Here is a 9277-nt window from a genome sequence, read left to right as displayed (position 1 = left end):
TCCTGGTCATCAGACACCTCGCTTATGGTGGCAATATTACCACCTACGTTGGTGTCCGGTTTTATTGAACCACTACATGATGTCCAAGGAACTACTCAAGAAAGCTGGGATTTTAGGTGTAACATTCGGTTTGCTGGCAAGCCCCTTCGCTTTTGCCCAAGAACCAGTAGACCCGAGCCACGATATTACTGCTGATGAAGAACCCGTGCAGCCGCAATCATCTGGTACAGGAGCAGGTGGTGATGCATCTACCTATGATGCAGACGAGCTCTCGGATATGAACGGTGAAAGTGCAGGCGATACTACTCGTCCCGGTGCAGGTTCTTCTCAACATGAAACTCATAATGAGTCGATGGATGGTGGTCCAACGGGTGTAACAGGTGGCGGCGATACGTCATTTGAGCCGAGCGACCTGCCTGAGCAAAATAGCTCTGTGACCACTGGTCAAGACCAGTGACCAGCGGTTTAAACACTCAGTGCTAAAAATTTGTACTACAGTTTAGGAACGAGCACGGGATAAGGATGTCCCATCGCATGGATGCTCACCGATTCATGGATTGAATCAAGCGACAATCAGAGCGTTAGTCAGGGTAAATTCCAAGGTTGGAGTCCCGCAAAAGGAGTGGAAGCTAGCGCTAGATATTGTCCATAGATGCGAGGTTAGGGCCCTGCCATGGCAGGGCCTAATCTTGTTATGTAGCCTTTGATGAGCAGTCGTGTTTGGCTGGTTTTAAAACTGAACCCCCCTATCTACGTTTTTTTAACATTACCCCCGCTCATAATAGTTTTTTTCACGATTCTCTTGTCCCACGGCGTGATGACCCCTTTCATGCTTTTTAAACGCAAAGGTTGATAACGAGCTTTTTAGCTTGTTCACCATGGTGCTGTGCCAACACTAAAAAAATGTTAGCTTGTTATTTACTTGGATAGCTTTATTTGTGTGGTCGTGTTTAAAAATATTTTTAATCATTCAGCATTTCACGAATTTGGGACGTTTGGGCACTTGGACCATAATCTTGCAGTCAAAGACACTGATCGCTTCTCACCCTTCAGTGCAATGGTATTTACGTTAGTGTGATAATAGCCAAGACAGGTGAGCGGCACCCCACATCAGGAGAGCGTTATGTCATTTAAAGCAGTTTTAAAAACGGCAGGTGTTTTAGGTATTTCTATCGGTTTGATTGCAAGCCCGCTAGCTTTTGCCCAAAGCTCTATTGAGCGTACTAAAGATCGTGCAGTCGGCAGCGATGTCATCGACATGCCGCAATCCACTAGCACGTCTAGTCCTCACTACTCACCCAGTGAGCTTAACCATAGTCAGCGTGATCATATGAACGGCAACTATGCACCGTCAAGCCAGCTGCAGCGGGATCAGGATGGCGCCCAGCGTCGTAACACCCATTCGTTCGAATCGACCGAGTTAAATCACAAAGAAGGCGATAGCCTGGACTGGTAAACCACTACTGAAAGCATTAAAAACCCCGTTAAAGCGGGGTTTCGCGTTTAAAAGCGTAGAAAAAAAGCATGACTTTTCAGGTGTTACGAGGGCCGCTGGATCGTAAGCTCATTCGCCGTACGATAATATTGGTCCCACATTAGTACGGCTCCTGCTACGGCCCCCGGAATCAGAAAAAGATTGGCAAGCGGTATCCAGGTAACCAGAGTCACGAGCCCGCCGTAGCTGAGGCTTTGCCACCAGCGCCTGGAAAGCCGTTGACGCATATCCTTGAACGAGACTTTATTATTATCCATAGGATAGTCCAGATAGGTAATGGCCATTACCCATGCGGAGAACAGCCCCCATAGAATCGGCGCAAAGAGGTTGAGCCCTGGAATCCAGCTGATGATAAAGAGGGCAATGGCGCGTGGGGCGATATACGCGAGTTTGACCAGCTCTCGGCCTAGCGCATCAAGCGCCGTTTTGGTCAGCCCGCGATCATCCAGCGGTATACGGCCTGTTTCTTGAATTTCCACTTTAGCCGCTAAAAAGCCGTAAAAAGGCGCCGCAATAAAGCTTGTGATCAGGGTAAAGGTGAAGAATACAATGACAATAAGGCTAACCACAAACAGCGGCCAGATCAGCCAGGAAAGCCAATCCAGCCAAGCAGGTACTAATGTCATCCAGTGGCCAATCCAGCCTGAAAAGCGCGTAATCACAAAGCTGAACATGGCGGCATAAACAATAATATTGACGAGGATAGGAAGAAAAATATAACGCCGCAGGCCTTTTTGATAGACCAGCCGCGTACCTCGGCTAAGCGCTGTTATTGCATCCAACATTCAAGCAGTCCTCATCAATACAAACGTCCAGGCGGGTGTCCGCCCAGACGTATTGCAAGAGGAAATGCCTCATGGGTCAAGGCTTTTTCGTTACCTTCTGGTCGACGGTGTCCAGGTCGCTATGTCGAATATCGAGCCCCTTCACGAGATACACAACGTACTCTGCCAGGTTGTCGGCATGGTCGCCGACGCGTTCCAGCGCGCGCAGCACCCACATAATGCTGAGTATTGAACTAATTGAGCGCGAATCCTCCATCATGAAGGTCATCAATGAGCGCATGGCACTGCCGTACTCATCATCGACCGACTCATCTTCACGCACTACCTTCATCGCCAAGTCGGTATCGAAACGGGCAAAGGCTGTCAGCGCATCGCGCAGCATTTTACGTACATGCTCACTGATATGACGAACTTCAATTAAGCCACGAACCGTGCTGGTGTTTTCGCTGAGCAGGATTGCATTACGCGCAATCTTGCTGGCTTCATCGCCGATACGCTCAAGATCTGAAGTGGCACGAATAACGGCAAGCACCAGGCGTAAGTCTGATGCTGCAGGCTGGCGGCGTGCCAATACACGGGTGCACTCTTCATCAATTTGCAGCTGAAGATCGTTCACTTGCCGGTCGTTATCGCGCACTTTTTCAGCCAAGCGGGTATCGTTTTCCAGCAGGGCGAATACGGCATCCTGAACCTGTTTTTCCACCAGGCCGCCCATGGCCATCAGGTGGGTTTTTAGCTCTTCCAGCTCTTGGTTGAACTGGCGCGAGATATGCTGGCTGTGGGTATCGCTCGTAATATCCATTGAGCACTCCTGATGTTGGGTTAGTTAGGCCTGATGATTGACGACTACGTCATGCGGCCGGTGATGTAGTTCTCGGTGCGCTGTAAACGCGGATTAGTGAAGACCTGGTCGGTAGGGCCGTACTCAACCAGCTCTCCGTTGTGTAGAAAGGCCGTATAATCGGAGACCCGTGCGGCTTGCTGCATATTGTGGGTGACAAGGATAAGGGTTAGCTGTGATTTAAGGTTACGAATCAGCTCCTCAATCTTCAGCGTTGAAATGGGATCAAGCGCTGATGCCGGCTCATCCAGTAGTAGCACATCCGGTTGAACGGCTAGCGTTCGAGCGATGACCAAGCGCTGCTGCTGACCACCTGATAGCTGCCACGCTGAACGATGCAGGCGGTCTTTTACCTCATCCCATAGGGCTGCTGAGGTCAGCGCCCACTCGATAATGTCATCGCGTTGCCGCTTGGGTAGGCGATGCTGTAAACGCAAGCCAAAAGCGACATTTTCATAGATCGACATGGGAAACGGATTGGGCGTTTGAAACACCATGCCTACCCGGCGGCGTAGCTCGGTCACGTTCATCTGCGCAGCGTAAATATCCTGCCCTTCAAGCTGAATATGCCCACTGTGTTCCACGCTCTCGTTAAGGTCATGCAACCGGTTAATGGCACGTAGCAGTGTTGACTTGCCACAGCCTGAAGGCCCAATAAAGGCCGTTACCCGGTGGCGTGGCACACTCAACGTTAAATTACGCAACGCCGATTTCCCCGCATAGGCGAGGTTAAATTGGTCGATACTCAAGGCGCAGTGCTCGGATGAAAAGTGCGTCACCGGCGCCTGTGGGGCATTGGCTATATCTAATGACGCTAGCATTCGCTTCCTCGTTGGCGCCTAAAATAATGACGCAGAAATATGGCAGTTAGGTTAAGCACCAAAATAATAACCACTAAAAGAAGCGCCGTGGCGTAAACCAGAGGCATAGCGGCCTGTACATCCTCGCCATGAAAAGCAGTATCAAATAGATGATAGCCAAGATGCATAAATTTGCGCTCCAGATGCACATAAGGAAACTCACCGTCGACCGGCATTTGCGGAGCTAACTTGGCAACCCCCACCAGCATAAGCGGAGCTACTTCGCCTGCGGCGCGGGCGATAGCGAGAATAACGCCGGTTAGCATGGCAGGAGTAGCCATGGGTAGGACAATACGCGTTAGCATTTCCAGACGGGTGGCCCCCAGCGCTACTGCCCCCTCACGCTGAGCATCGGGGATGCGAGCAAGCCCTTCCTCGGTGGCCACAATCACGACAGGAAGCGTCAATAGCGCGAGCGTTAAAGAGGCCCATAAAAGACCGCCGGTGCCAAACGTTGGCGAAGGCAGTGTATCGCTAAAGAACCAGCTATCCAGCGTGCCGCCAATGCCGTAAACGAATACGCCAAGGCCGAACACGCCGTACACAATAGAAGGCACGCCCGCCAAGTTGCGTACGCCAATGCGTACTAACCGGGTAAGTCGGTTTTGATGGGCAATTTCATTAAGATAAATAGCGGCCAGTACGCCAAAGGGGGTGACGATTACGGACATTAAGATGACCATCAGCACCGTACCGAAAATAGCCGGCCATACGCCACCGCTGGTATTGGCCGCGCGTGGTCCCTCGCTTAAAAACTGCCAAACGTTAGTGCCCCAGGTGTGCGTTTTTTGCCACCAGGACATGGCGTTAGGTGCCAGTGCCTGGCTAACGCTGTCCAGAGGTTGGCGTAACGTCTCGCCCTGTGCCGTGACCAGCAGCAGTTGCCCGGGCGGGCGCTGATTAGCCGGTAGGGTAAGCGCGTTGTTTAAATAGTCCCACGCTTCGCGGCCATGCAACGATTGTTGAGCGGTTTCTACTGCGGCCAGACGACCAATAAAGCTGCCCCACGGAGCACGTTCCAGGCGGATCAGGTCGTGCGGTGTTGTACGTGAGGTAATATCGTCGATATCTACCCAGTGCCAGCTGACGCCGTCTACATCACGGTTACCTTTAAAATAGAGGCGCTCAACCCCTGCTTCCTGAGGCAGTGGCGTTTCGCGAATAGCTTGCCCTGCAACAACGCTACCCGAGCGTAGTGTTATTTCTTCAAGCGTGGCGGGCCAAAAATGGCCTAACCCACGAACAAGCAAGAGTGTAAGTAACGCGCTTAACATTAAAAGTGACAAGGCAACGCTAGCGGCGCATAGCCACGGCCATAATTTATCGAGCCGATGCTTGGAAGCGGAGGCGAATAGGCGGCTCATTAGTAATGCCCCACTTTATGGTAGCGGCGGCGCATACGTAAGCGCACCGCTTCGGCCAGGGTGTTTACTAAAAACGTAAATAGAAACAGTACCAGCGCCGCTAGAATCAGGTGATGATAGGTAAACCCGCCGGGGGAGGCTTCTGGGAGCTCAATCGCGATGGCAGCGGCCATTGATCGCATGCCTTCAAAGGGGCTGGCGCTCAGCAGAGCGGTGTTGCCACTGGCCATTAACACAATCATGGTTTCACCTACCGCACGACCCATGCCAATCATCACCGCAGAAAAGATACCCGGCCCCGCCGCTGGTAGCGCGACTTTCCATAGCGCCTGCCAGCGGCTGGCCCCGAGCGCTTGGGCGCCTTCCATCAGGGAGGGCGGGACGTCGGCAAGGGCATCTTCGGCAAGAGAGTAAATGCTGGGTATTACCGCAAACCCCATGGCGATACCTACAATCAGCGCATTGCGAGTGACGTAGTCCATGCCCCAGCGTTGTTCTAACCAGCGGCGCAGATCGCCGCCCAGAAAGAGTTGCTCCAGCAAGGGCGTCAACCACACCGCCAGTGCCACCATGCCGATAAGCCAGGGTACAAGCCATAGCCCGGCCCAGGAAAACGGCAGTCGCCGATGCCAGCGAGACGAGGCCATGTACCAGAGTACGCCCGCAAGCCCCGCGCTGATTGGTAGCCATACCAGCAGCACCAGCGTACTGGCCAGGTTTCGCTCCACCCATGGAGCAAGTACTAAACCGGCAATAAATCCCACTACCACGCCGGGCATTGCCTCCATCATCTCAAGAGTCGGCTTAATCCGGCTGCGCAAGCGTGCTGACATGAATAACGCCGAGTACATGGCGGCGCCCAAGGCGATAGGAAGCGCGAAGAGCATCGCCGCCAAGGCCGCTTTAAGCGTTCCCCATACCAATGGCGAGAGCTTATCGAAGGCAAAGGTCTTATCCAATGCCAACAGTGGCAGCGTTTCCCAAAATAAAAACACGCCAATCGCCAGAATCGCGAGCAGCACCGCGATGCCCCCCGCCGTAATAAGGCCGGTGGCGACACGATTTTTAAACTGGCGTAGCGGCTGATAAGAAGCAGGAACGCGAGGTGGGATCATATCAACATCATAGGGAAGGCATGGCCGTCGCGAAGATGGGTTGCATGGTGAGTTCTCCTTACTCTAAGACACTTTTATGACAATTGGATGATAGTGAGCTACCAGTGTTGCTGATTTGCGAGTTCATCATCGGGCAGCGGTACAAAACCCGCCGCACGGGCAATTTGCTGGCCTTCTTCCGATAAAATAAACGCTAAAAATGCCTGCTCGGCGGCGGGTAGTGACTCATCTGGCGGCAAATTAACGTAGAGGTAAAGATCGCGTGATAGCGGGTACTCGTTACGCTGAACAGCCTGCTCGCTGGGCGCGATTTCTTCCCCCTCCTCGGTAACAAAGCGCAGCGCATGTACCATCGGTGTCAGGTGATTATATCCGGCATATCCCATGGCGTTGGGCGACTCACCCACGGCCGCGACAACAGCAGAAGAGCCCGGGTGCTCGCTGATGTCGCGGCGGAATTGGCCATCACACAGCACCTCGTCCTGAAACAACCCATAGGTGCCCGATGCCAGGTTGCGCCCATGTAGGGCGATATTTCCATAGGGCCACTCGCGTGTGGCGGCCAATTCGCTCCAGCGTCTTATCGGCTTATCGGCGCCGCACGCTTGGCCGGTGGAGAAAATGGCATCGGCCTGTTGGCGCGTAATGGCCCGCAAGGGGTTATGACGATGAACGACCAGAATAAGCGCATCTCTGGCCACCTTAAGTTCTAGCGGTGGGTAACCGTAGCGATCGATAAACGCTTGTCGCTCTTGGTCATTCATGGGGCGTGACATGGGGCCAAGCCGTGCAGTGCCCGCCGTAAGCGCTGGCGGTACGCTGGCCGAGCCAGTAGCCTGAAACTGCACGTTAATCTCTGGATAGCGCACGGCTAGCGCCTCGCCCCAGCGCAATATGAGTCCGGCCATGGTGTCGGAGCCAATCGCACTCAGAGTGCCGCTAATCGGTTGTGGTTGCCCCCAGGCAGCTGATGCGAATAGCATTAGTACCGTGGTAAGCGTAAAACACAGGCGATTTTTCTTCCCTGACGACCAACCAATGCGCTTCAAACGTATGCCCTCGTATGATTAACTAATGCCTTATATTGCTATGCAGCAACCACACAACAATAACCCTATTAAGCGACCGACTTATGACACTTTTAGAAACCGACCTGGATGATGCTCCGGCCCCCCAAGGTCTGCTCACACTCAAATTACTGGCTTCTCGACAGGATACCAACCTTTACGGCGATATTTCGGGCGGGTGGCTGGTTAATCACATGGATCAGGCGGCAGAACTGGCAGCCGGTCGTGAGGCCGGCGGGCGTACTGCGACAGTGGCCATCGAATCGATGGATTTCTTAAGCCCTGTGCGCGTGGGTTCCATGGTGAGTGTTTACACTCATGTACAGGAAATTGGCCGCAGCTCTCTTAAGATCGATGTCGAAGTATGGGTGCGTATTCCTCATGGGCGGCGCCTTGAAGAGCGCCAAAAAGTCACTGAGGCGCGTTTCGTCATGGTCGCTCTGGACGATAATGGTCGTATCCGTGCCGTGCATGGTTAAGGCCTGCTGACCCTTCATCAGGTTGCACAATGGCTTGCAAAAAAAGGGCGCCTGGGCGCCCTTTTTATCAACCGTGGGTAGCGATTAACCGCCAACGGCATCACGACCTTTCAGGTAGGCATACTCGCCGATATCACTAAACGGGCGGATAAGGTTCTGGAAGTTAGCGTACGACTCATAAATGCGCCGTGAGTCTTCATCGCCCTCAACCTGGTTTTGGATCACGGTTTGCGAGGATTCGTAGAGTGCCTGAACAACATCGTCGGGGAATTCGCGTAGCTGAACGTTATGCTCATCAACCAGTGTCTCTAGCGCCTGCGCGTTGCGGTAAGCGAACTCCGTGTACATGGCCAGGTTGGACGCGCGTGCTGCTTCGCGAATAACGTCCTGCAGATCTTCTGGCAAGGCATTCCAGGCATCCAGATTGATCATCGTCTCGACGGTTGCGGTCGGCTCGTTCCACACCGTGGTGTAGTAGTAGTCGGCCACTTGATGCAGACCAAACGCCATATCGTTGTAAGGGCCTACCCAGTCGGCGGCATCCAGAACACCCGTTTGCATCGAGGTGAAAATCTCAGAGCCTGGCATATTCACGGTGCTGACACCGATGCCGTTCATGGCTTCACCGGCAAGTCCTGGCAAACGCAGTTTAAGGCCTTGCATGTCGTCCAGCGAGTTGATCTCTTTCTTGAACCAGCCCGCCATTTGAGGGCCGGTGTTGCCCACTGCGAACGGCTTAAGATTATGCTTGGCGTAAACCTCGTCCCACAGCTCCTGACCACCGCCGTGATACAGCCACGCATTCATCTCAGTCGTTGACATACCAAAGGGCACGGCGGTAAAGAACTGGGCAGCCGGGAGCTTGCCACGCCAGTAATAGGGCGTGGAGTGGCCCATCTCTGCCGTTCCAGCCGATACCGCATCAAACACTTCCAATGCAGGTACCAGCTCGCCTGCGCCGTGTACGCGGATTTTCATACGGCCGTTGGAAAGCTGCTCAACGCGGAGGGCGAAGTCGTTGGCGCCCGTGCCTAGCGCCGGGAAGTTCTTCGGCCAAGAGGTCACCATGTCCCAGGTATACGTTTCATCTGCATGCGCGGTCGCTACAAAGGGGGCGGCAGCGACACCGGCAGCACCTAAGCCAGCGGTTTTTAAGAATTGGCGGCGTTGCATGGCGGCTATAACTCCGAATAAATACGATTATTATTGCGTTACGCGTGAGCGTACGTGTCCGCTCGCCAGTATGCGCTAACCCGGTTTTATTGGGCAAC

Annotated in this window: 10 protein-coding genes; 3 read left to right on the top strand and 7 right to left on the bottom strand. The window is 53.5% G+C overall.

Annotated features, from left to right (window positions below; genetic code table 11):
* Nucleotides 1-457: hypothetical protein (locus INT20_RS12400; RefSeq protein WP_226912160.1), on the top strand; the 457-nt coding region annotated here is incomplete at its 5' end.
* A gap of 666 nt (nt 458-1123) precedes the next feature.
* The gene (locus INT20_RS12395; RefSeq protein WP_193056997.1) at nt 1124-1456 is read left to right on the top strand and encodes a hypothetical protein; all 333 of its coding nucleotides are present in this window, start codon (nt 1124-1126) and stop codon (nt 1454-1456) included.
* 83 nt (nt 1457-1539) lie between these two features.
* On the opposite strand, the gene cysZ is transcribed toward INT20_RS12395, so the two are convergent.
* The 6 genes from cysZ to INT20_RS12365 all read right to left on the bottom strand — a co-directional run bounded on the left by cysZ (nt 1540) and on the right by INT20_RS12365 (nt 7443).
* Nucleotides 1540-2280, bottom strand: a complete 741-nt coding sequence (gene cysZ / locus INT20_RS12390) for a sulfate transporter CysZ (RefSeq protein WP_193056996.1) — start codon at nt 2278-2280, stop codon at nt 1540-1542.
* Between the two features lie 76 nt (nt 2281-2356).
* Nucleotides 2357-3082, bottom strand: a complete 726-nt coding sequence (gene phoU / locus INT20_RS12385) for a phosphate signaling complex protein PhoU (RefSeq protein ID WP_172116800.1) — start codon at nt 3080-3082, stop codon at nt 2357-2359.
* A 44-nt stretch (nt 3083-3126) separates the two neighbouring features.
* Complete coding sequence (pstB, locus tag INT20_RS12380) at nt 3127-3942, bottom strand: phosphate ABC transporter ATP-binding protein PstB (protein WP_192526819.1); 816 nt, start codon at nt 3940-3942, stop codon at nt 3127-3129.
* Nucleotides 3936-5345 carry a phosphate ABC transporter permease PstA gene (pstA, locus tag INT20_RS12375; protein ID WP_193056995.1) on the bottom strand — a complete coding sequence of 470 codons (1410 nt, stop codon included), beginning with the start codon at nt 5343-5345 and terminating at the stop codon, nt 3936-3938. Before pstA ends, pstB begins: the two co-directional genes overlap by 7 nt.
* Nucleotides 5345-6460, bottom strand: coding sequence for an ABC transporter permease subunit (locus INT20_RS12370; protein ID WP_193056994.1), 1116 nt, complete (start codon nt 6458-6460; stop codon nt 5345-5347). The genes pstA and INT20_RS12370 overlap by 1 nt, the downstream gene beginning before the upstream one ends.
* Nucleotides 6461-6558: 98 nt before the next feature.
* Nucleotides 6559-7443 carry a PstS family phosphate ABC transporter substrate-binding protein gene (locus INT20_RS12365; RefSeq protein WP_172117027.1) on the bottom strand — a complete coding sequence of 295 codons (885 nt, stop codon included), beginning with the start codon at nt 7441-7443 and terminating at the stop codon, nt 6559-6561.
* 149 nt (nt 7444-7592) lie between these two features.
* On the opposite strand from INT20_RS12365, the gene INT20_RS12360 reads away from it, so the two are divergent.
* On the top strand, nt 7593-8006 hold the full coding sequence (locus INT20_RS12360) for an acyl-CoA thioesterase (protein ID WP_087110319.1): 414 nt from the start codon (nt 7593-7595) through the stop codon (nt 8004-8006).
* 84 nt (nt 8007-8090) lie between these two features.
* Here the strand turns inward: INT20_RS12360 and INT20_RS12355 are convergent, their stop codons facing one another.
* Nucleotides 8091-9179, bottom strand: coding sequence for a TRAP transporter substrate-binding protein (locus INT20_RS12355; RefSeq protein ID WP_193056993.1), 1089 nt, complete (start codon nt 9177-9179; stop codon nt 8091-8093).
* Between the last annotated feature and the right edge of the window lie 98 nt (nt 9180-9277).

Source organism: Halomonas citrativorans (assembly GCF_014898005.1).
GTDB lineage: Bacteria > Pseudomonadota > Gammaproteobacteria > Pseudomonadales > Halomonadaceae > Vreelandella > Vreelandella citrativorans.
The sequence above is the reverse complement of the archived record's forward strand: the minus strand, read 5'-3'. Positions and strand labels throughout refer to the sequence as shown.